The sequence below is a fragment of the Natrinema hispanicum genome (genome assembly GCF_900111485.1).
Taxonomy (GTDB): domain Archaea; phylum Halobacteriota; class Halobacteria; order Halobacteriales; family Natrialbaceae; genus Natrinema; species Natrinema hispanicum_A.
The window spans coordinates 36347-57011 of sequence record NZ_FOIC01000007.1; the positions used below are offsets into that span (position 1 = coordinate 36347).

20 protein-coding genes are annotated in these 20665 nt (G+C 63.4%); 9 read left to right on the top strand and 11 right to left on the bottom strand.

What is annotated here, in order from left to right; all coding sequences use genetic code 11:
- Window positions 1-115: 115 nt before the first annotated feature.
- The 3 genes from BSG09_RS08680 to BSG09_RS08690 are packed head-to-tail and all read right to left on the bottom strand — an operon-like array spanning window position 116 to window position 1518.
- Window positions 116-712 (bottom strand): uracil-DNA glycosylase, encoded by a 597-nt coding sequence (locus tag BSG09_RS08680; RefSeq protein ID WP_092932184.1) that lies wholly within the window; start codon window positions 710-712, stop codon window positions 116-118.
- A 51-nt stretch (window positions 713-763) separates the two neighbouring features.
- Complete coding sequence (locus BSG09_RS08685; RefSeq protein ID WP_092932186.1) at window positions 764-1339, bottom strand: endonuclease dU; 576 nt, start codon at window positions 1337-1339, stop codon at window positions 764-766.
- Complete coding sequence (locus BSG09_RS08690) at window positions 1339-1518, bottom strand: DUF5786 family protein (RefSeq protein WP_092932188.1); 180 nt, start codon at window positions 1516-1518, stop codon at window positions 1339-1341. Before BSG09_RS08690 ends, BSG09_RS08685 begins: the two co-directional genes overlap by 1 nt.
- Window positions 1519-1737: 219 nt before the next feature.
- On the opposite strand from BSG09_RS08690, the gene BSG09_RS08695 reads away from it, so the two are divergent.
- A complete protein-coding gene (locus BSG09_RS08695; protein WP_092932190.1) occupies window positions 1738-2406 on the top strand; it encodes an MBL fold metallo-hydrolase in 669 nt (222 codons plus the stop codon).
- Window positions 2407-2481: 75 nt separating this feature from the next.
- Here the strand turns inward: BSG09_RS08695 and BSG09_RS08700 are convergent, their stop codons facing one another.
- On the bottom strand, window positions 2482-2631 hold the full coding sequence (locus BSG09_RS08700) for a 50S ribosomal protein L40e (RefSeq protein ID WP_092932419.1): 150 nt from the start codon (window positions 2629-2631) through the stop codon (window positions 2482-2484).
- A gap of 118 nt (window positions 2632-2749) precedes the next feature.
- Here BSG09_RS08700 and BSG09_RS08705 point away from each other — a divergent pair, with 118 nt between their 5' ends.
- On the top strand, window positions 2750-3652 hold the full coding sequence (locus BSG09_RS08705) for a hypothetical protein (protein ID WP_223174708.1): 903 nt from the start codon (window positions 2750-2752) through the stop codon (window positions 3650-3652).
- A gap of 40 nt (window positions 3653-3692) precedes the next feature.
- On the opposite strand, the gene BSG09_RS08710 is transcribed toward BSG09_RS08705, so the two are convergent.
- The gene (locus BSG09_RS08710) at window positions 3693-4196 is read right to left on the bottom strand and encodes a DUF367 family protein (protein ID WP_008014097.1); all 504 of its coding nucleotides are present in this window, start codon (window positions 4194-4196) and stop codon (window positions 3693-3695) included.
- 86 nt (window positions 4197-4282) lie between these two features.
- On the opposite strand from BSG09_RS08710, the gene BSG09_RS08715 reads away from it, so the two are divergent.
- Entirely contained in the window at window positions 4283-4630 is a 348-nt protein-coding gene (locus BSG09_RS08715) for a nuclear transport factor 2 family protein (protein WP_092932194.1), read from the top strand.
- On the opposite strand, the gene BSG09_RS08720 is transcribed toward BSG09_RS08715, so the two are convergent.
- Complete coding sequence (locus BSG09_RS08720) at window positions 4631-5773, bottom strand: MBL fold metallo-hydrolase (RefSeq protein ID WP_092932196.1); 1143 nt, start codon at window positions 5771-5773, stop codon at window positions 4631-4633.
- Between the two features lie 212 nt (window positions 5774-5985).
- Between BSG09_RS08720 and BSG09_RS08725 the strand changes: the two genes are divergently transcribed.
- Both BSG09_RS08725 and BSG09_RS08730 read left to right on the top strand, forming a co-directional pair.
- Entirely contained in the window at window positions 5986-7515 is a 1530-nt protein-coding gene (locus BSG09_RS08725; protein WP_092932197.1) for a stage II sporulation protein M, read from the top strand.
- 242 nt (window positions 7516-7757) lie between these two features.
- Window positions 7758-10661: a PAS domain-containing sensor histidine kinase gene (locus BSG09_RS08730; RefSeq protein ID WP_092932199.1), complete on the top strand. Its 2904-nt coding sequence runs from the start codon at window positions 7758-7760 to the stop codon at window positions 10659-10661.
- A gap of 70 nt (window positions 10662-10731) precedes the next feature.
- Here BSG09_RS08730 and BSG09_RS08735 read toward each other — a convergent pair whose 3' ends face one another.
- Window positions 10732-12108, bottom strand: a complete 1377-nt coding sequence (locus BSG09_RS08735) for an MFS transporter (protein ID WP_092932201.1) — start codon at window positions 12106-12108, stop codon at window positions 10732-10734.
- A 121-nt stretch (window positions 12109-12229) separates the two neighbouring features.
- Between BSG09_RS08735 and BSG09_RS08740 the strand changes: the two genes are divergently transcribed.
- Complete coding sequence (locus BSG09_RS08740; protein ID WP_092932203.1) at window positions 12230-12919, top strand: DUF502 domain-containing protein; 690 nt, start codon at window positions 12230-12232, stop codon at window positions 12917-12919.
- Window positions 12920-13333: 414 nt separating this feature from the next.
- Here the strand turns inward: BSG09_RS08740 and BSG09_RS08745 are convergent, their stop codons facing one another.
- From BSG09_RS08745 to BSG09_RS08760, 4 genes are all read right to left on the bottom strand, one after another.
- Window positions 13334-14272, bottom strand: coding sequence for a branched-chain amino acid transaminase (locus BSG09_RS08745; RefSeq protein ID WP_092932205.1), 939 nt, complete (start codon window positions 14270-14272; stop codon window positions 13334-13336).
- Between the two features lie 168 nt (window positions 14273-14440).
- Window positions 14441-15163, bottom strand: coding sequence for a 3,4-dihydroxy-2-butanone-4-phosphate synthase (ribB, locus tag BSG09_RS08750; RefSeq protein WP_092932207.1), 723 nt, complete (start codon window positions 15161-15163; stop codon window positions 14441-14443).
- Window positions 15160-15867, bottom strand: a complete 708-nt coding sequence (locus BSG09_RS08755; protein WP_092932209.1) for a DUF120 domain-containing protein — start codon at window positions 15865-15867, stop codon at window positions 15160-15162. The genes ribB and BSG09_RS08755 overlap by 4 nt, the downstream gene beginning before the upstream one ends.
- A gap of 243 nt (window positions 15868-16110) precedes the next feature.
- Complete coding sequence (locus tag BSG09_RS08760) at window positions 16111-17310, bottom strand: AI-2E family transporter (protein WP_092932211.1); 1200 nt, start codon at window positions 17308-17310, stop codon at window positions 16111-16113.
- 228 nt (window positions 17311-17538) lie between these two features.
- Here BSG09_RS08760 and BSG09_RS08765 point away from each other — a divergent pair, with 228 nt between their 5' ends.
- From BSG09_RS08765 to BSG09_RS08775, 3 genes are read left to right on the top strand one after another with little or no spacing between them, the layout of a single operon-like run.
- A complete protein-coding gene (locus tag BSG09_RS08765) occupies window positions 17539-18702 on the top strand; it encodes a glycosyltransferase (RefSeq protein ID WP_092932213.1) in 1164 nt (387 codons plus the stop codon).
- Window positions 18699-19943: a glycosyltransferase gene (locus BSG09_RS08770; protein WP_092932215.1), complete on the top strand. Its 1245-nt coding sequence runs from the start codon at window positions 18699-18701 to the stop codon at window positions 19941-19943. Before BSG09_RS08765 ends, BSG09_RS08770 begins: the two co-directional genes overlap by 4 nt.
- Window positions 19940-20659 (top strand): glycosyltransferase family 2 protein, encoded by a 720-nt coding sequence (locus BSG09_RS08775; protein WP_175542177.1) that lies wholly within the window; start codon window positions 19940-19942, stop codon window positions 20657-20659. Before BSG09_RS08770 ends, BSG09_RS08775 begins: the two co-directional genes overlap by 4 nt.
- The last annotated feature ends 6 nt before the right edge of the window (window positions 20660-20665 follow it).

Genomic DNA, 20665 nt, shown 5'->3' on the forward strand with positions numbered 1-20665 from the left:
CAGCGCTTCGCGAGGGGCTGCACGCCGACGTTACCGTCGAAACTGACGCGTTCTGGCTGCCTTCGTCGACTTCGATTCTTCGAGCGAAGTGTCACGCGGGTCCGACTGCCGGCTCTCAAAAGCCGTCGAGTCGTGTTTGCCCGCCGTCGCTGTCGTCGACGTCCGCGAGCTCTGCTGCTCGCTGGAGTGCGTTCTCGAACGTCTCCGCCTGACTGCGATCGTACAGCGTCGCCGCCGGGTGGACACAGATCAGCAATCGTCGCGGCGTCCCGTTGATCCGGACCTCTTCGAGCGAGCCCGCTTCTTTGGTGACCGCGACCGACCGATCGAGGAGGTGTTCGCTCGGGACTTTCCCCAGCGTGACGATCACCTCGGGATCGAGGAGGTCGATCTCGTGCTCGAGGTAGTCCCGGCAGTGCTCGAGTTCCTCAGTCGTTGGATCACGGTTTTCGGGCGGGCGACAGCGCACGCAGTTAGTGATCCGAACGTCAGCGCGTGCGAGACCGACGGTTCGGAGGCCGTCGTCGAGGACCGAGCCGCTGCGGCCGACGAACGGTTCGCCCTGTTCGTCTTCGTTGGCCCCAGGTCCCTCGCCGACGAACAGCAGGTCGGCGTCCTCGGGGCCGACACCGTTGACGATCTGGCTCCGCGAGTCGACCAACGCCGGACAGCGCGTACACTCTGTGACACGGAGATCTTCCATCTTTCCCATACTGGTGGCTCACGCGGTCACCTTCTACCTCTTTCGGGACGTACGTGCCGGTCACTCCGAGTGGTCAACCGAACGAGCGTACGAATCGGCCGCGCGAGCTGCCAGCCGGGCGACGCGAATCGGCTCCGGACGGCCACCTGCGGGCGTAAACGCCCGAACGATCTCGTCCGTCTCGCTGGGCTCGAGGCCGATGGCCCTGACGTAGACGGTGTCGCCGTCGAGCGATAGTTCGCGTCGCTCGGGCAGTGCCCGGTAGGTCTCGAGGCGTGCCTCGAGTTCGGGACCCGAAAACGCGTCACGAAGCCCAGCCGCGAGTCCGTCGCTCGCCTCGAAGGTGACGGCGATTACCGGTCGCTCGGCTGCCTCGTGAATCCGTGACAGGTCGAGAATATTGTACCATGCGGGGGCGACAGCGCCGAGCATGACGTACCGGGCGTCCGGTCGCTCGAGGTCGTCGAACAATCCGAGAACGGCAGCAGTCGCGTCGGTGCCACCGACATGACAGGAACTGTACGCGAGTCCGTCACAGACGCGGTCGGCGCGAACGACGGCACCAGCGAGCGTGCTTCGACCTCGATCACCGCGGTACGATTCGGCGATGCCCAGCGCCCGCACCCCGGACTTCATCAGGTCTCGTCTTCGTCTTTGATCTCCTTGAGCCGGTCGAGGAGTTCGTCGCTCGATGCGCCGTTTTCGAACTCGATGGTTCCGTCGTGGCTGTTCGATCCCGACTTGACTGCGTCATCGTCGTCAAAATCAGCGTCTACCTCCTGCTGCTCGGATTCGTCGTAGCTCCCGAATCCCATACAGTGTCCACTATGGGGTTCGGGTTGAAAAATTCAGTGGTCACTGGTTTATTAGGGGTCCCCAAGTCGCCGGGACGTTCCGGAGGTGGCCCAACACGACCGGTTCGAGCATTGAATATAACTATCTCGTCATATAGTGGACCGGTCGGAGAACTGTCGGACGGTCCAGAGCAGTCATCGATGATACCGTTTTTGCCCCCGGCCGTCAACGGCTCCTGTATGGAAGTTCACCACGTCACCGAGGACGCGGAGACGTTCACCAGTAACGTCTATCTGGCTGTCGACGACCGGCCTACACTGATCGATGCCGGTGCGATGGAGGGCATCGTCGACGAGATTCGGCAACACACCGACGGGCTTGAGGCCGTCGTCATGACTCATCAACACGGCGACCACGTCGCCCAGCTCGAGGCCGTCGTGGAGGCGTTCGACCCCGAGGTGTACGCCTACGCCGACCATCCGATGCGTACCCACGCGATCGACGACGGCGACACGGTCGTGATCGGTGACGAGGAGTTCGAGGTCGTCTACACGCCGGGCCACGCCGACGACCACGTGTCGCTCGTCTCCGAGTCGTCGCTGTTCTCCGGCGACGTGGTCGTCCACGACGACGGCGCGTTCGACTACGGCAGCTTCGGCCGCACCGACATGGCCGGCCAATCCCGCGAGCGACTCATCGAGAGCATCCGGGACCTCCTCGAGCGCATGCCAGACGGGGGTCGCGCGAGCGACGCGAGTGCGGCCTCGGGAGACGAGCGAAGCGAGTCTGCCGGCGTCGAGCACATGTACGCGGGCCACGGCGGCGTCTTCCACGGCGATGTGCGCGATGTGGTCGAGACGGCGCTCGAGCGAGCGGAGAAGCGAGAGCCGAAGTACCCCGACGAGTAGCTCCGCGAGCGCTGCGCGTACCGGGTGCTGTAGCTCTGGTCGAGTGGGACTGGTGTGAGAAAACTGCTCGCTCGATTATGCCGCGCGCGCTTCCTTCGCCTTGGGGCGAAGCTTCTTGTAGCCGCACTTGCGGCAGCGCTTGGCGTCTTTGGAGTTGCGAGCGTTACAGCGCATGCAGATCTGCTTCTCGAGCATCCGTTTCTCGGCGGCGTCGAAACTGGCCATACCCGCCCTTTGCCCGTGGTGCATTTAATCGCTGTGATCCGAACGGGGCGTTTGCGTCTCGAGCGACTGGTTCAGGAACCAACAGTTAGGTGAAGGTAACACGAAGTGGCCGATACTGATGACCGACCCGATCAGGTGGACGCTTGATCCACGTGAAAGCTGGCTTGCGCGGCTCGCGACGTACGCGCCGTACGGGCTCTTTGGCGGAGCCGGCCTTCTGGCCCTAATTGGCGCTCTGGCGGTCATCGTCTTCGGGACGGTCGACGCATCGGTACTAGCGGTGCTCGTGGTCCTCGCACTTGTCGGCGGGCCACTGTCGCTGCTATATCTGTGGCTCCTCGTGAACTACGGGTCGAACGGGTCGAAGTGGCTCGCACAGCACACGAGGGCCCACGTCACGAAACGCGGTGTCGTCCTCTCGGCGGTCGTTGGCGGGCTCCTTATCGTGACCGCGATCGCTATCGCAGCCGAGTTGTTGGCCGTCTTCGCCGCCGCTGTGCTGGTCTCGGTCATGTTCGGCAGTCTACTCACGACGCCGGTCGCACTCGAGCCACGGGAACGACGACTGACCCTCGGCGACGACGATGGGTTCGGTAGCCCGACCGTGGTGGGCCTCGAGAACGTCACCAGCATGTGGTGGTTTCCGCTGGGGCCACTGTCGCACTGGCGGCTCGTCGTGCTCCGGCGAGTACGGGGGAACCCGGTGGTCGTTCCGGTTTCGGATCGACACCTCGAGACGGTCGAGTGCACGCTCGAGGCAGGCCTCGCCGCGACCCCAACCGCAGAGCCGAAGACGGCTGGAACGACGCGCCCGATGCGAATCGTGCTGGCCGCGATCGGGATCGGGTTCCTCATGACTGCAGTCGGGTTCACTGTGCTGATCGAACAGACGGGAATGACTGCTGGTGGGCGAGTGGTCGTTCCCATCGGGCTCCTCGTTATGTTCGCCACAGTCGTGCTCGGCTACGCTGGATACGAGTCGTGGCTCGCGCGCCGTTCAGAACCGTCGTCGGACGGGTGACGATGACCGTGGCTGGCGGTTCTAGTGGCTGCCCGCTCCGTCACTCCTCGTCGGCCAAATAATCGTCTTGGACCGCGACGACTTCGCTCGAGTCCGCACACTCGCTGTACCGACGTAGCGGTTCCTCGTTGAGCGTCAGGAAGGTCTCACCCCAGCGAAACGGCTCGAGGATGTCCTCGGCTAACTCCCAGTCACCGAGGATACAGGCCGCGCCGGCGAGTGCTTCGACGGTCGTCAACTGGAACGGGCGACCGTAGTTGATCGGATTCGCGGCGACGAGAAAGGGGAGTGCCCGATGAATCCCGCGCATCTTGAACGAGGCCGCCTCAGCGGACTCCCACGAGCAGTCGAGGGCGACCAGCGTCCCCAGCCCGTCGTCGGCGTCGGCCGGCGAGAGCGCCTGCTCGGCGTGGGGATTGAGCACGATCCCGTAGGGTACCTGCCCCATCGACCGATAGAGGGTCGCCTTGTCGAACTTCTCGAGGCGACGCGCGGTGCACTTATCGGGGTCGTCGTCGCCCTCGTAATAGACGTGACACTCCACGCAAGGGGATAGGGCAGGCCGCGAGAAAAGCACACGGTTCGGGACCGGAGTCGTACGCTTTTGTCGATGGCGACGAATGCGGTGATATGGATCCGGAGTCGGACGTGACGGACGACGGTCGTGCGCTCGTCCGTCGGTATTACGACGCGCTCGACGAGCACGACTACGGCGCGCTCGAGGACCTTCTCTCGCCGGCGTTCTCACAGCGCCGTCCCGACCGCACGTTCGAGGACCGCGAGACGTTCGTCGCGTTCATGCGCGAGAAGCGACCGAATCCCGACACCAGCCACGACCTCGCGTCGGTGATCGTCGGGGACGACCGCGTCGCGGTGCGCGGCCGCGTGACCGACGACGGGACGACGCTGTTCGAGTTCGCGGACTTCTTCGAACTCGAGGATGGACAGATCGGCCGACTCGAGACCTACTCGCGGTAATTAGGCCGAACAGTTGTTTGGCCCAAGCTCGAGTTCGACCCGGTCTTCCGGCGGAATCGCAGTGACACCGCGGTTGAACTCGATGATCTCCTCGTAGTTCGAGGGCTTCTCGCCGGCGTCAGCCATGCGATCGACGAACGCGTCTTTTTCGAGTCCGAGCAGGTCGATGCCCGTCCGCGCGTCGCGGATCGTCGTCCGGATCGGCTCGCCAGGTGCGCCGTGTTCGAACTCGCCGTCCGCGGTGACCGTCACGTGTCCTGGGAGGACGACGAGACTCTCGGGTTCGGACAGAATCGTCTGATGAAGCGTCTTGTAGAGCATTCTGGCTCCCCGTTCTCCCTCGTCGTCGCTGAACTCGAGTTCTGTCCGGCCCGTCGAGTCGACGTGGAGCGTATCGGCGGTCAGCAACGCGCGGTCGTCGACCAGCAGGGAGATCATCTCACTCGTGTGGCCCGGTGTGTGGAGGGCTTTGAACTCGCGCTCGCCGACGGAGAGGACGTCGTTGTGCTCGAGTGGGGTGTACTCACGTTCGACATCGCGCTTGCTGGCGTGCTCGCCGAGGTAATAGGGCACCTCGAGGTCGTCGGCCAACTGGTGACCGCCGGAGATGTGGTCGGCGTGGACGTGCGTGTCGATCACGCCCGTAATCGTGAGATTTGCTTCCTCGGCGGCGGCTTCGTACTCATCGGTGTCTGCGGTCGGATCAACGACGACGGCCTCGCCCGTCTCCGTACAGCCGACGAGATAGCCCAGACAGCCCTTCGCGCGCCGCTGAAGTTGGACGATCGTCAGTCCCTCACCGGCGTCGATATCGACGCGGCCATAGACGCCGCTCCAGCCCTTCATACCGCTATCGACGGCCATGACGTCGAACTCGTCGGTTGCTGACTCCAGCCGTGTCGCTAGATTGCTTGAGGAGATTCCCTTCGCACAGATAGCGATCACACGATCGGCGTCGCCGACGACGTCTTGCAGGTCCTCGAGTTTGCCGTCGAGTTCTTCCTCGGGACCGAACGGAAAGTTGACTGCACCAGAGACGTGCCACGACTCGTAGCTGTCTTCTGGACGGGTATCGACAAGGGCGAAGTCGGCGTCCTCGTCTTGCAACTCCGCGAGCCGGCCCGGCGAAATTGTGGTAACCATACACGATTGTATTGCCTCGAGTGACGTAAGCACCGAGTCGTCAATTGCCGGGGCCGACGTCACCACCGGACGACACCGGTCTCAGTGGCTTCACGGTCGAGTCACACGCCGGTTTGCGTGACTCTGAATGGTGGCTGATCGAACCTGCAGACTCACAGCCCGGCGGATCGTCGAGTGTAGTTATTTAACTGATACAAACGCAAAGGGCCAGTATGGCTCTGTCAGATTTCGTTACCGCCGTCGTTGCTGTCCTCCGTCGTCGGCCGTCTGATCTCCTCCCGCTGTACCTCCTCGGCGCTGCGATCCCCGCGATCGTCCGTGTCGTGCCACTGCTCGCGCTCGGTGTTGCCTACCTGCAACTCTCGGCGACCGGTCGACTCGAGACGATCCGCGCCCGCCTGATCGACCTCGGGTCGCCACCGGACCCCAACGCGAGTCCAGAGGCGTTCGAGACGTGGGCCAGTGGGCTCGAGCCGCTCGTCGACCAGCTCGTGACGCTGCCGTTGCTCGCACTCATCGGCATCTCGGTTGTCGCGAGCGTGCTGATGTTCGCAGTACTGTCAGCCGTCGTCGCCGCAGGCCAGCTGTCGGCCTGCTACGGCCGGCTTCGTGGGCGTCGCGGACTCCGCATCGGGCTCGACGGTGCATCCCGTTTCTGGCGTCGGGTTCTCGGGCTGTTCCTCCTCGAGTTGCTGTGCTGGGCGATCGTCCTCGGTGCCGTCGGCGTCGGCACGGCGCTGTTCGCCGGCGGCGTCTCGCTCGCGGCCGGTTCGGGAGCCGTCGCAATCCCCATCGTCCTGCTGGGCGCGTTCGTCGCGTTCCTCGGCTTGCTCGTCGTTCGTGCCCTCTTTGCGTTTGCGCCGGTCGCGATCGTCGTCGACGACGCAGGCGTGTTTGCCTCCCTCCGGAACGTCCTCGGATTCGTTCGCGCACAGCCGGTAAACGCGGCGTTCTACTACGTGCTCGCGATCGGCGTGCTCGTCGCGCTCTCGACGATCACGGGCCTGTTTTCGCTGGTCGATATCGCTACCATCGGCTCGCTGCTCTCTGCGCTGATTGCCATGCCGGTGCTGGATCTGTTGAAGACTGCCGTCTACTGTGGCTACCGGGATCGATTGCGACCCCCGGAGCCACCGACGCGATCGCTTCGCGACGGGATTCGGGCTGGGCTCCGTCGCGGCTGGCAGGAACTGATCGGGTTCGTCCGAACGCACCCAGGAACCCACCTGTTCGCCGCTGCCCTCGGCCTCCTCGGATTCTGGATGGGATGGGCTGCCGCCGGCCCCTTCGTTGGCACGTTCGAGGCCTCGATCGCGGCCCGTCTCGAGGGAGAGTTCCCGCCGACGATGGCGGCGAACCTGTTCGGCAACAACTGGCTGGTCGCACTCACGACAGCCTACGCCGGAGCTGCGTTCGCGATTCCGGCGATCGTGTCGTTGCTGTTCAATGGTGTCAGCCTCGGCATTTTCGCCCGGCTCGAGGTCGATCCGCTGGAACTCGCCGCATTCGTCCTCCCACACGGTGTCCTCGAGATTCCGGCAATCCTCGTCGCAGGCGCACTCGGCGTCTCCGTCGGTGGGAGCGTTTGGCGAACGTGGCGAGGACGCGCCGGTCGGGCGGCACTTGCGGAGACGCTCGAGCGAGCGTTCTGGGTCCTGATTGGAATCGGAATCCTGCTTGCGGTCGCGGCGCTTCTCGAGGGTTTTGTCAGCCCGTATTACTACCGGCCGTTTATCTCGTAGCCCCAGACCGGTTTCGCCGGCGGTTATACTGTCGGACAGAACTATTTGAAGGTCGCTCGCTCATATTCGGCTGTCACCGCCGGCAACAGCCGGTTTTCGCGAGCGACTTCTCACTGACTTCTGTCCGACAGTATTAGCGAACCGAAGGCACTGGGGAGCGTCGAACTCGAGAGCACGAGAGCCGGACGACGGATCTCACGGCCGGCGAGTAGCTTATCCCCGTCACTGGCCACTATGCCGTAATGAGTACATGGGCGGACGCCACAAACGAGGTATTCTGGAACGATGCCAACGACGAGGTGGCGCTCGATCGGTATCGGACGCTGGTCGAGACGATCGACGACGGGATCTACCAGCTCGATGCCGACGGGACCTTCGTCGCGGTAAACGAGACGCTCGTCGAGGTGACCGGCTACGACAGCGATGACCTCCTCGGCGAACATATCTCTCTCCTTCTCGCCGACGACGATGTCGACCGGATCAACCGCCAAATCTCGAGCTGTCTCGAAACGGACGACGATACCACTGGGACCGTCGCGCTCGCCGTTCACACCGCAGGCGGGGAGACGATCCCATGCGAACTACGGCTCACCCCGCTCCAAGAGGGCGGCGAGTTCCGGGGAACGATCGGCATCGCTCGAGATCGCTCCGAGACGAAGCGCCAGCGAACACGTCAGCGCACGCTCGACAGGATCTCCGACGCGGTCTACGCGGTCGACGACGAGTTCCGATTTACCTACATCAACGGTCCCGCCGAGGATCTCTTGCACCGCTCGGAGGGCGACCTGCTCGGTGAGCGCCTCTGGGACGTATTCCCCTCTGCCGCCGAGAACGACACGGCCCGAGCAGCGTTTCAGACGGCGATGCGGTCCCAGGAATCGACGCGCTACGACCGCTACGACGACACGCTTGACTCGTGGATCGAAGCGACGCTCTTTCCCTCCGAGACCGGTATTACGGTCTCCGTCCGTGACGTGACCGAGCGCAAGACTCGTAAGCGAGAGTTAGAGCGCTTTGAGCGCATCGCCGAGACCGTCGACGACGGCGTGTATACGACTGACCACGAGGGGCGGTTCGTCTTCGTCAACGACGCGTTCGTCTCGATGAGCGAACACACTCGAGCGGAGCTCCTCGGCGCGCACGGTTCTGTCTTCTTTGGAGACCGATTCGTTGACACGGACGAACCGGAGTGGCGCAAACTGGTCACCGGCGAGTGTGATTCGATCGAGTTCGAGACGGACATCACCGGCCCCGGCGGTGAGACGCTCACGGTCCACAACAAGTTCGTCCGCCTCGAGACCGGCGACGAAATTGGACGTGTCGGTGTCACGCGAGACATCACTGACCGCAAAGCATACGAACACGACCTCGAGCGGTACGAACGCATCGTCGAGACCGTCGGAGATGGTGTCTACCTCCTCGATGAATCCCACCAGTTCACGACCGTTAATAGCGCGTTCGCGTCGCTGACAGGCTACGACCGCGACGAACTCATCGGATCGCACGCGGAACTCGTCTTTGGCGAGAAGTATGTCGAAATCGCCAACGCCAAACAGGCCGAAATGGAGGCCACTGGGTCGTCAGTCGCGGTCTTCGAAGAGGAACTATATCCGGCCACTGGCGATCCGATTATCGTCGAGAGCCGGTTCACGCTATTCGAGTTCGGCGACGGCGAACGGGGGCGAATCGGCACCGTCCGTGACGTCACTGACCGCGTTGAACACGAGCGCGAACTCAAGCAGTACGAGACGATCGTCGAAACCGTCAACGACGGCATCTACGTGGTCGACGAGGACGGCCGATTTACGATGGTCAACGACGCGTACACGGACCTGACCGGCTACTCCCGAACTGAACTGCTCGGGTCGCACGTCTCCCTCGTCGGCGACGACGAAACCATCGAGCAGGCCAAAGAAGTGGAGTCGGAACTGGCGGCAGGAACCGCCGAGGAGCCGATGGTCGAAGCAGCGATCCGAACAGCGGACGGAGATCGCGTTCCGGCTGAGGCGACGTTCTCGCTGTTGTCGGGCGACATGCGCGAACGAGTCGGCGTCGTCCGCGACATGACAGAGCGCAAAGAGCACGAACAGGCGCTCGAGGAAAGCGAGCGTCGGTACCGCACCCTCGCAGAGAACTTCCCGAACGGTGCAGTCGCGCTCTATGACGAGGACCTGACCTACACTGTCGTCGGCGGAGAGCTACTCGACGACCTCGAAATCCCCACAGACGACATCGTTGGCACACCCATCTCCGAGCGCTATCCCGCCGACTTTGTCGAGGAGATCGAACCCCACTTCCGTGCCGTCTTCGATGGCGAATCGAACTCGTTCGAAACGAAATACCACGGCCGAGAGCTCCTTGCGTATACGCTTCCCGTTCGGAACGCCGGCGACGAGATCTATGCTGGGATGCTCATGATACAAGACATCACTGAGCGCGAGCAGTACCGCCGGAAGCTCGAGGCGTCCAACGAGCGCTTAGAACAGTTCGCATACGTCGCCTCCCACGACCTGCAAGAACCGCTGCGGATGGTCACGAGTTACCTCCAGTTGATCGAGCAGCGCTACGATGACGTCCTCGACGATGACGGCAAGGAGTTTCTCGAGTTCGCTGTCGACGGCGCAGAACGGATGCGTGAGATGATCGATGCCCTCCTCGAGTATTCCCGGATCGAGACGCGAGGCAATCCACTCGAGCCCGTCGATCTGAACGTCGTCGTTCAGGACGTCCTCGCGGACCTCCAGATACGGATCGACGAACATGACGCAACGATCGTAATCGAGGAGCTGCCACATGTCGAGGGCGATTCCAGCCAGCTCCGGCAGGTCTTTCAGAACCTGCTGTCGAACGCGATCACCTACAGCGGCGACGAGCCGCCGGCGATAGAGATCTCGGCCACGCGTGATCGCGAGAACTGGGTCATCTCGGTTCGCGACGAGGGGATCGGGATCGACCCGGCCGACACGGATCGCATCTTCGAGGTGTTCCAGCGGCTGCACAGTTACGACGAGCACGCTGGGACGGGAATCGGGCTGGCACTCTGTAAGCGGATCGTCGAGCGCCACGGCGGGGACATTCGGGTCGACTCCGACCCCGGCGAAGGGACGACGTTCTCGATTACACTTCCCGCGACAGCATCCACGTGACTACATCGACCTTCGATTCGTAGTCCGTGAGTCGTCAAAGCAGCTGCCGGGGTATCGCGGGTCAGCGTCGCTATCGATATGCCTCGAACTCCTCGCCGAATAGCAGGAAGTACGCGGTGCCGACGAGGCCGATTCCCGTCGCGATAGTGAAGGCGACAACCGGATCGCCGGCGAACACTTGCGCGCCCGTCAGCGGGTTCGAGATGCCGTCCCAGAGCAGGCCGCCGAGCGCGGCGCTCGGGATGACCACCACGTTCCGCAGGAGGTAGTACGCGCCGGTCACCCGGCCGCCGGCACCCCGTTCGGCGGGGCCGACGATCAGTGCCTTGTGGGCCGGCAAACCCGCGAACCGAAGCCCCGAGAACGCAAAGAGGACCGCGAGGACGGCCGGATCGGCGGGCGCGTTGATCAATAGGACCGGAAAGACCGCATAGACCACGAACCCGAGCGCGACGACTGGCTTTAGCCCGACGCGTTCGGCAGCCTTCGCGACCGGGACCATCGTCAGTAGGGCGACGACCATCTCGAGTCCCAGCAAGAGCCCGAAGTACGACTGCGGCGAGAGGGCAATCGTGCCAACCACCGGTAACGACAGTGAGAGACCGACCTCGAGAAACTGCGTGACGACGAGCACGAAAAAGACGTAGACCATCCCGTTGGCGAAGCGGACCAGCGTATCGCCGATCAGCAGGGGGCGAAGTTCGTCGGGCATCGCACGGAGATCGGTGAGAAGCTGGGAGACGCCCTCGAACTCCTTTCCGATGTCGTCTTCGTCGGACCGGTAGCGGACGTGCTGGATGACTGTCCCGATAACGCCGAACGCGACGGCGACGAGCAAGAGCAGTTGGAAGGCAGCTAAGACTGCACTGTTGCTCGAGCCGAACGGCGCGAACAGCGCGGCGGCGACCAGCGGGCCGACGAGGAAGGCACTCCGGCGGAACGTCTCGGTGCTTGCAAAGCCAGCGGCCAGCTGCGAGGGTGGGACTGCCTGCTTGACGATGGCGAAGGTCGCCCCGAGCCCGAATGATTTCCACGCCTGTGCGAGCAGCAAGCCGAGAAAGATTGCGACGATCGCAAGCGAAGTCGGGCCCACGGTGACGTCTGCCAAGGCGGGTGCGACGAGCCAGATTCCAAAGCCAAGCGTCGAGCAGAAGCCAAAAACCGTCAGAGCGTATCGCGAGCCGAGCCGATCCGAGATCGCGCCGCCGGGATAGGGATAGACGGCACTGATGACGTTTCCGAACGTGCCAAAGAGGCCGATGACGAACACGGACGCCCCCAGCGCCGACATGTACTCGGCCATATAGCGGCCAGTCATCTGGAAGCCGAGACTAAAGGCGAACATCGCCACCGAGAGGACGAGGACGTCCCGCTCGAGCGCGAAAAACTGCCGGAACGCGTCCAGCGGATCCGCCTGCTCGTCCGCGGACTCCTGCGGGAGGCTCATAGTCGCTGCTTTACAGGCCGGCGGCTTGAACCATCTGTGTCAGGCGTCATCGAATGTCACTGCCGGCGGAAAAATGCGAGAAAGGGAAGGGCTCATTAGCCAGTAGTGTGAGTTTCAGGACATGGCATCGTGGAAACGGGACTTCGCCAGTGGGCTCGTCGTCCTGGGTCCCATTCTCGTCACGCTCTACGCTATCTATTGGCTTTATGGACTGGTTGCCGGTCTGACACCGGGGATGATTCTCAACGCCGACGCGCTCGAGCCGCTCATTTCGGGCTCGAGCGTACAGGCCGAACAGACGCGCGAGCAGGTGGCCCAGTTCCTCCGCGTGATCGTCGCGCTGACCGTGTTCGTCATCCTGACGTTTTCGGTCGGCTATCTCATGCGGACGACCATCGGTGGGCTGGTCGAACGGCTCGTCGACAACCTGGCGAATCGGGTGCCCGTGATCCGGGTCGTCTACAACGCCTCGAAGATGGCCGCCGAGACAGCCTTCGGCGAACAGGAATCCCTCCAGAAACCGGTCAAGATCGAGACTTGGGAGGGACTACGGATGACGGCGTTCAAGACTGGCAAGGTGACCAACGACGGCCGTGAAGTCCTGTTTCTACCGACCTCGCCGAACATCACGACGGGCTACGTCGTCGAAGTCGACCCCAGCGAGATCACCGAACTCGAGGAGGACGTCGAGGACGCGCTGACGCGCGTGCTCAGTGCCGGCTTCGGTGACGCAAATCACCGTGGCATGGACGCCGGGATCTCGATCGACGTCATCGACGAAGCGAAGACGAGCCGAACCGATGATGACTAATGACCGTTTGCGCTGTGGTCTGTCGCGCTGACGGCAGCAGAGCCGCCGCACAGCGCGATGTCCCACGGTAAAACCTCGAGAGAGCCGCCCTCTCTCGGACCTCGCGAGAGCGAAGCTCCTGCGCAGTTTCGATCAAAAGCACCGGAAGACGATCCTGCTCGCTATCGCTCGCAGGCTGTGTCTTTCGAGCCGTCGTTCGCTCTGTCTTCGCGCGGCGTTGCGGCGCGTAGCGCCGCGTGCGGCTTCGCTCGCGGTCGATGATTTGGTCCCTGCCTGCCCGCCCCCGACTCGCGCGGCTCGAGCAGCTGCGAGAGCCGCGCTCCCGGCCACAGTGATCACACGGTCGAAGACAGGAGCAACAAGAGCAGAACCCCACATAGCCAGCCCGCGATCCGGTTTACCGCCAGGAATCGGTTACTCGATGTCGACGAACTCGAACCACTCGGCGTACTCGTCGGGGGCTTCTTCGACAATCTCGAAGAACTTCTGCTGGAGTTCCTCGGTCACGGGGCCGCGCGAGCCGTCGCCGATGACGACGTTGTCGACCTTCCGGATCGGCGTGACTTCGGCCGCCGAGCCGGTAAAGAACAGTTCGTCGGCGGTGTTGAGTTCGCCACGGGAAATAGAGACGTTGTCGTGGACGGTGTAGCCAAGATCCTCCGCGATCGTGATCACGGAGTCGCGGGTGATACCGTCGAGGATCGATTCCGAGAGTGCAGGCGTGTAGATCTCACCGTCGCGCACGAGGAAGACGTTCTCGCCGGGACCTTCGGCGACGTGGCCTTCCTTGTTGAGGACGATCGCTTCGGCATAGCCGTTGCGTCGAGCCTCTTCGCCGGCGAGCATGCTGTTGACGTAGAGGCCGGTCGTCTTGGCGTTGGTCGGGATCTGGCTCGAGGAGTGTTTCCGCCACGAGGAGATCATCACGTCGATGCCGTTCTCGAGGGCGTCCTCGCCGAGGTAGGCACCCCACGGCCAGACCGCGATGGCGGTGCGGGTCGGACAGTCCTTGGGGCTCACTCCCAGAGAGTTGTAGCCGTAGTAGGCGATCGGGCGGACGTAACAGGAAGGGAGTTCCTGGCGTCGAATGAGTTCTTTCGTCGCTTCGGTGAGTTCCTCTTTCGTGAACTCGATGTCCATCTCGTAGGGCTTTGCAGACTGGAACAGCCGCTCGAGGTGTTCCTCCCAGCGGAACAGCGCGGGACCCTTTTCCGTTTCATAACAGCGTGCGCCCTCGAAGACGCCCGACCCGTAGTGGAGGCCGTGCGTGAGAACGTGGACCTGCGCCTCGTCCCAGTCGACGAATTCGCCGTCCATCCAAATCGTGTCGACGTCCATCTCGTCGAATCCCATGATCAGAACTGTTGAAAGCCCCTGTACTAAGTGTTCGCGGTTTGCCGCTGTAGGCCGGTGCATACGGACTGCTGTCAGTCAATTCCGACACAGCCACGACTCGCCATGCGGACGTGCCAAGACCCAGTGATAGCAGCCCGCCTGACGGACGGTTCGTCCGATCGAGCGTTATTGTCGCGTGGCGTTCCCGAGCCGCTCGAGGACGTCTTGACCCTCGAGGTAAGCGAAGTCGTGGCGCTCGGCGTAGGCATGGGCGTCGTCAGGGGAGAGTGCCTCACCAGTGTCGTCGTCGAGCATCTCGCAGACGACGATGGCGGACGACTGGTCGGCGGCCTCAGCGAGTGCGAGGGCGAGTTCCGTGTGGCCCTCACGCTGGGCGAGCAGGTTGGGGGCACCTTTCAGTAGATGAACGTGGCCGGGGACGCGGAACTCGTCGGCGAAATCCGTCGCCTCGGGCGTGGCAGCGGCCTCGCCGAGCGCCTGGATAGTCGTCGATCGATCCTCGTCGGTGATGCCGGTGTACGTATCGCGGTGGTTGACCGTCAGCGAGAACGACGAGCGGTCGTCGTAGCCGAGCTCGTGATCGGCCGTCGCAGGGTGATCGACCGCCTCCGAATAGAAGGGGAGGTCAAAGGTCTCTGCGACGTCGTGGCCCAGTGCAACGCAGACCAGCCCGCCTGCGTCGTTACGAAGCCGGGCGACGGCGTCGGGCGTCACGGCGTCGGCGTGATAGATCAGATCCGTCTCACCCTCGCGGTCGGCCGCGTCGTGGACGAGAATCGGCTCGCCCGCCCGCAGCGACTCGAGGGCGTGGTCGAACGCGCTCGAAGCGGCACTCGCCCCTGCTGTCGCCCCGTCGGCGTTCGATCGTGGGCCGGCGTGGCCCGTCATTCGCGATCACCCACGGAGACGGTGACGTGATCGCCGTCTTCCAGCCCGAGTTCCTCGCGGAGCTTGTCGGGGGCGATCACCTCGAGCTGGTCGTCGTCGTGGTGGGTGCGTTCGGGTGCAATCGTGTACGCACCCTCGTAAACCTCGCCGTCGGCGGTTTCGATCGTCGCGGGATAACAGACGGCGGGACCGTAGGTTCGCTCCTCGGACTCCCAGCCGTCGATGGGCACGGGCTCGAGCGAGGCCATGGCGCTGCGTCGGCGGACACTGTCCTCACGGAGATCGACGTTCAACGTGCCGGGAAACGGCTCATAGCCCAGTCGTTCCTCGAACTGGCGCTGGTATCCCGACAGCGAGATGTAGTGGCGACCCTCGCCCATCCCACTGGTGACAGTGCCCTCGAGTGCGATCTGTGAGTCCGTCTCGAAGATACGCCGGTAGTCCTCGTACTCGGCGTGAAGCGTCCGTTCGCCGGTCTCCGTAATCTGGACCCACTGGCCGTCGCTGACGGTATCGCGTTCGAGCAAGTCGGCACTCTCGAGGCGCTGAAGCCGCCGTGAGGCGGTCTGACTCGACGCGCCGAGCCGGTCGGCGAGATGCGAACAGGAAATTTTGACGTCGCCCTCGAGTCCGCCCTCGAGTGCGAGCAGTTTGAGCACGGCGAGTTCGTCGTGCCCGACGGCGGACTCAGCTAGCACTGACATACACGTCTCTATACCGTAGCTCCCTAAAAGCATATCGAATGTGGGATGCGTAACGAAATTGTGATGGAATTCCGGCCGGGAAGCGCGTACATGGATGTCTCGAGGCGAGTGGAAAAAAGCCACCGGTCGGCGGGACGTGAATACCTCGGAGCCGAGGAGCAAACGGGGACGGATCGCACGCGAGAACGCTGACCGAATTACGAGAGCGGATACCACCAATGGTGGCTCTCGCGCCGACGATGCTCACCCCGATCCGATGTCGGTTCGGTCGACATCCGACGGCGGGGCTTTTTCGCGCTCGGGGACGCTTTCGGTAAACTCGTCGAGCGTATGCCCTGGTTCGACATCGACGCGCTCACGGTTGGGATTGGCCAGAACCGGGAGGATCAGCCGGACGAAGGTCACGATAAACAGCATCAGGAACGGCCCGAGGAAGATCCCGTACCAGCCAAACAGTGGCGGACCGAATAAGTATGCGAACATGACCAGCCCGGTGTTGAGCATTCGCCCGGAGAGGTACGGCCGGATGTACGTCCGGACGAGGTTGTCGAACGCGATGATCATGACCGCGAGGAAGACCAGCGGGAACCAGAGGAGCCGCGGATCACTCAGCGCGGCCTGCACTGCAAGCGTCCCAGCGATCGCAAAATAGACGATCGATCGACCCACGAGCGGCACGAGCGTGAAGAGACCGGTGACGACGGCGAACAGTACCGCCGACGGGATCGCCAGGTCAGCGGGCGCAAAGAAATTAAACACCGTGTAGATGATCGCCGAGAGGATGATCACCGCAAAGATCGTCATCGTGTAACCGAAGTAGACCGAACTCAGCCCGCGATCGACGGTGGAGAGATAGTCCGTCGCCAGACTCTCCTCGCCGAACACGTTCGATTCGAACCAGGTGGCGATGTTGCGGTCGCTGATCAGCAGGAAGAACGCGATCAGCAGCGAGATGAACATGTTAAACAACACTGCACCGACGGCCCCGATCGCCTGTCCGACGGAGCCGATTAGGGTTTGGACCGACGGGTCCTGAACCAGTACGACCGTCGTGTCGTACACCTCCGAGGGCGTGTTCGGAAGCTCCGAGACCTGGACCGGTAACTGCGCGAGAATTCTATCGACCGGGAGGTCCGCGACTGCCGTTACCAGTTGCCCGAGCGCGACGAGCAACACCGCACCGATCATTACGACGATCGGGACGACGATCAGCAGCAGCGTCAGTGCGGCGACGAGCGTCGGCGAGGCGATCCGCTGCTCGAGTCGCCGGGTGATCGGCCGTGCGACGTAGTAGATGAACAGCCCGAAGACGAGCCAGGGGAGGTACTGGTCGACGACGAGCCCCAGCACGGCCAGCAACACAGCTCCTAGCACCCACCAGCCGAGATGGCCCTGTGCTGCCCAAACGCGGACGTTCCGGACTGATGATTCGGTTTCTCCCATGGGTAGTGATACCACAGACACACTATTAACGAACGTCCGTCTTCGGCCTGAATGACCCGAAACCAGACGGTTCCGCGATAGTTCTGTCCGGGACGGCGATCTCGACATCTGAACGCTCAGCTGTGTGTTTTCCCGACACAGGGAGTCATGATTGGGAGAGACACCTCCCTTGCACAATGCAAGCCATCGTGCTTTGTCGCGACCCGTTGAGCGTTGCGACAGACCTATATGAAGCGGTTCCTCGAGGCGCTGTTCGGGCTGGTCGCACTGACTGGACTTCCGTATTTGATCTATCTCGGCGTCTACTACCTCCGACGGCCGTCGGGGACGCCCGCCAACACGTGGCCGCGAGAGCCGTCGGTGAGCATCGTCCTGCCGACCTACAACGAGGCTGCCATCGTCGAGTCGAAACTCGAGGAACTGGTCGAACTCGACTACCCGATGGCAAAGGTCGAACTCGTCGTCGTCGACTCGAGCGACGACGGGACGGCCGATCTGGTCGAGACGTTCTTCGCCGGCCGAGACGAACCGCAGCTGACGCTCATCCGCGAAGAGGAACGCCGGGGGCTTGCAGTCGCGCTGAACGAGGCCTACGCGGCCGCGGCCAACGAGGTCGTCATCAAGACCGACTGTGACTCCCGGATCGCACCCGATGCTATCCGGCGGGCCGTGGCGAACCTCGCCGACCCCGAGGTCGCAGGGGTGACTGGCCGCAACGCCGAGGTCATCGGCGACAGCGAAGTCGAGCGGGGCTATCGCGACATCCAGACGATGATTCAGGTGCTCGAGTCCCACATCGACTCGACGCTGATCTTCCACGGGCCATTTTCGGCGTTCGAACGCGACGCGATCGTCCCGATCGACGAGGACTCGATCGCCGACGACACCGAACTCGCGCTCAAGATTCGACGCAACGGCGGCCGAGTCGTCTTCGATCCGGCGATCCACTACAAGGAAGCCGCCCACTCGTCGTTCGGCAAGCGTCGCGAGCAGAAAGACCGGCGCGCGATGGGGCTGTTGCGACTCCTCTGGCGACAGCGTGACGCTCTCGGCCGCCACGGAGCCTACGGCCGGGTCGTCCTCCCCTTCAACTGGTGGTTCATGGTCGTCTCGCCGTGGCTCGTCGCGTCCGGACTCGCACTGGCCACGATCGGTTCGCTGGCTATTTTGGGTCCGCTCGGATTGGCGACGCCGGCCGGTATCGTCGCGTTCACGGCGCTTGGCTCTCGCGACGCGCTCGGGCCACTCCAGCCACTCTATTCGCTGTTCGACACGCAGATTTCGCTGTTTCGTGCGAGCGTCACCCTCCTGCGAGCGCGCGCCAATGGCGACGACGAGACCCACGACGGAACGTGGACGCCGGACGAGGAACTCCGAGAGGTGTTACAGTGACTGACGTCGCGATCCTCCACGACCGCTTCCCCGGTATCGGTGGTGGCGAGGAGTTCGCCATCGAGGCCGCACGCGTCCTCGACGCGCCGATCTACACCGCCTACGTCGCCGCGGGGACTGACCTCCCCACCGACGTCAGCGTGGTCCCGTTCCGCCAGGAAAAATACACCTCACTGCCCTGGCAGCCGTTTCTCGAGTGGCGAAACGAGGGAATGAATCCCCTCGAGACGCTCAACGTGGCCCTCGACATGACCGACGCGCATCCGGCGCTTGCAGAGTACGACGTGATATTAGAGAGCGCGCCGCTGTCGAAATCCTACGTCCCCGAGGTCGACCAGCGGATCGTCCACTATCCACATAGTCCGCCGCGCTGGCTCTATGACCTCTATCGGGACCGACTCTCGTCGTTTCGCAAACCGATCGTCGAGGCCGGCGTCAAGGCCTACGCGAAGGGGTGGCGCGCGCTCGACAAGGAAGCCAACGACTACGTCGACCAATTCGTCGCGAACAGCGAACTGGTCCGGGACCGAATCCGGCGCTACTACGACCGCGACGCGACGGTAATCTACCCACCAGTCACCGGCGATTGGCGCAACGAGGGCGACGACGGCTACTTTGTCACGTGGTCGCGACTCGCCCCCGAAAAGCGGATCGGCCTGATCGCGAAGGCCTTTGCGGGGCTGGACGAACGTCTCGTGATCGCTGGCGACGGCCAGCAACGCGAGCGACTCGAGGCGTTCGCGGCGAAGCACGACAATATCGAACTCCGGGGCTACGTCGACGACATCGAGTCGCTGGTCGCACGGGCCACTGCCGTCGTCTACGCGCCGAAACAGGAGGACTTCGGCCTCGTCGGTGCGGAGACGATGATGGCCGGCAAACCCTTACTCGGCGTCGACGAGGGGTTCACGCGGTATCAGGTACAGGGTGGACGGACAGGGCTGTGCTTCGAGCCGACTGTCGCGTCGATCCGGGAGACGGTACGGCAGTTCGATCCCGACGACTTCGACCCCGTCGAGATTCGTCAGACCGCCAGACGCTACGAGTACGACCGCTTCGCGGAAGACCTGCGCGCGGTCGTCGTGGAGACGGCGGCCGCCGACGTCGCTCCCGACACCGCTGACGAACTAGAAGCCGGTCGGCGGTCCCGCCCCCGATTCCGGAGACGCCACCTTCCCGAAGCGACCCGGGCCGTCGACACGGATCGCGATACGTCGCTTGAGGAGGTGGCCGACGAGTGACGGAACCCACAGACGGCTCGCTTCTGCGGCCAATCGATCATCCTGACCCCGTCATCTCCGTGGTCATCCCGACGATTCCCACAAACAGTCACGACGCCGTCGTCGCGTCGCTTCGCGAGCAGACAGCCGACGCATACGAGGTGATCGTCGTCGACGATGCGACGCTCGACATCTGCGAGGCGCGAAACGACGGGATCCGCGCTGCCCGCGGCGAAATCGTCGCACTGACCGACGACGACTGTCTGCCGCCGCGAGACTGGCTCTCGAAGATTCTGGCCGCGTTCGATCGCGATCCGGAACTCGTCTGTCTCGAGGGTGCCGTCTCCGGCGGGCGGACCTACGACGGGGAGCGCCGGTACGTCGGCTGTAACCTTGCGTTCGATCGCGATACGGCACTCAGCGTCGGTGGCTTTCGCTCGACGTTCGCCGGTTGGCGCGACGACACCGAGTTCGGCTGGCGGATGGAACGCGACGCCGACGGCCACTGTGCGTATCACGACGAGGTCAGGATGAACCATCCCGACCCGCCACGGGCGACGCTCGACGAGGCGCTCGAGGCCCGCCTGAAACGGAAGTATCCCGACCGCTACGAGACGGTTCTGGTCCCCGACACGCTCACGGGGCGGGTAAACGACTGGCTGTGGCGAAAGGGGGTCTGGAACCTCGTCGACACGGTCCGGTATGACCTGCCGAACGCGATTCGATCCAACAGATAACCCTCC

Bases quoted from the DNA above. Each gene is read 5' to 3' on its own strand.
- BSG09_RS08680 (WP_092932184.1), bottom strand. From the start codon at position 712: ATGGGAAAGATGGAAGATCTCCGTGTCACAGAGTGTACGCGCTGTCCG.
- BSG09_RS08685 (WP_092932186.1), bottom strand. From the start codon at position 1,339: ATGAAGTCCGGGGTGCGGGCGCTGGGCATCGCCGAATCGTACCGCGGT.
- BSG09_RS08690 (WP_092932188.1), bottom strand. From the start codon at position 1,518: ATGGGATTCGGGAGCTACGACGAATCCGAGCAGCAGGAGGTAGACGCT.
- BSG09_RS08695 (WP_092932190.1), top strand. From the start codon at position 1,738: ATGGAAGTTCACCACGTCACCGAGGACGCGGAGACGTTCACCAGTAAC.
- BSG09_RS08700 (WP_092932419.1), bottom strand. From the start codon at position 2,631: ATGGCCAGTTTCGACGCCGCCGAGAAACGGATGCTCGAGAAGCAGATC.
- BSG09_RS08705 (WP_223174708.1), top strand. From the start codon at position 2,750: ATGACCGACCCGATCAGGTGGACGCTTGATCCACGTGAAAGCTGGCTT.
- BSG09_RS08715 (WP_092932194.1), top strand. From the start codon at position 4,283: ATGGATCCGGAGTCGGACGTGACGGACGACGGTCGTGCGCTCGTCCGT.
- BSG09_RS08720 (WP_092932196.1), bottom strand. From the start codon at position 5,773: ATGGTTACCACAATTTCGCCGGGCCGGCTCGCGGAGTTGCAAGACGAG.
- BSG09_RS08725 (WP_092932197.1), top strand. From the start codon at position 5,986: ATGGCTCTGTCAGATTTCGTTACCGCCGTCGTTGCTGTCCTCCGTCGT.
- BSG09_RS08730 (WP_092932199.1), top strand. From the start codon at position 7,758: ATGAGTACATGGGCGGACGCCACAAACGAGGTATTCTGGAACGATGCC.
- BSG09_RS08735 (WP_092932201.1), bottom strand. From the start codon at position 12,108: ATGAGCCTCCCGCAGGAGTCCGCGGACGAGCAGGCGGATCCGCTGGAC.
- BSG09_RS08740 (WP_092932203.1), top strand. From the start codon at position 12,230: ATGGCATCGTGGAAACGGGACTTCGCCAGTGGGCTCGTCGTCCTGGGT.
- BSG09_RS08745 (WP_092932205.1), bottom strand. From the start codon at position 14,272: ATGGGATTCGACGAGATGGACGTCGACACGATTTGGATGGACGGCGAA.
- ribB (WP_092932207.1), bottom strand. From the start codon at position 15,163: ATGACGGGCCACGCCGGCCCACGATCGAACGCCGACGGGGCGACAGCA.
- BSG09_RS08755 (WP_092932209.1), bottom strand. From the start codon at position 15,867: ATGTCAGTGCTAGCTGAGTCCGCCGTCGGGCACGACGAACTCGCCGTG.
- BSG09_RS08760 (WP_092932211.1), bottom strand. From the start codon at position 17,310: ATGGGAGAAACCGAATCATCAGTCCGGAACGTCCGCGTTTGGGCAGCA.
- BSG09_RS08765 (WP_092932213.1), top strand. From the start codon at position 17,539: ATGAAGCGGTTCCTCGAGGCGCTGTTCGGGCTGGTCGCACTGACTGGA.